Raw genomic sequence first — 292 nt, 5'->3', positions numbered from 1 at the left:
TTAGCAGGAGCAGAAATAAGAACCTTCTTAGCACCTGCGTTCAAGTGAGCCTGGGACTTTTCTGCAGAAGTGTAGAAACCGGTGCATTCGAGAACGAATTCAACGCCGTCGTTCTTAACCCATGGAATGTTATTTGCGTCTTTTTCGGCGTAAACCTTATAAGTCTTGCCATCTACAACGATTGCGTCTTCGGTGGAGGTAACCTCAACTGGGGTGCCGTCGTCGTGGCGGAAAGTGCCATGAGTGCTGTCGTACTTAAGCAAGTAAGCAAGCATCGAAGGAGTGGTCAGAT

Annotated in this window: 1 protein-coding gene; it reads right to left on the bottom strand. The window is 48.3% G+C overall.

Annotation, left to right across the window (positions count from 1 at the left end; translation table 11 throughout):
- Window positions 1-292 (bottom strand): glyceraldehyde 3-phosphate dehydrogenase NAD-binding domain-containing protein (locus tag QP437_RS10660; protein WP_285267724.1); only part of this gene is annotated, 292 nt, incomplete at both ends.

Source organism: Haemophilus sp. UMB1048 (assembly GCF_030218125.1).
In the GTDB taxonomy this organism is placed as follows: domain Bacteria; phylum Pseudomonadota; class Gammaproteobacteria; order Enterobacterales; family Pasteurellaceae; genus Haemophilus_D.
Note: the sequence above shows the minus strand (reverse complement) of the source record. Positions and strands in the feature narration are given on the sequence as shown.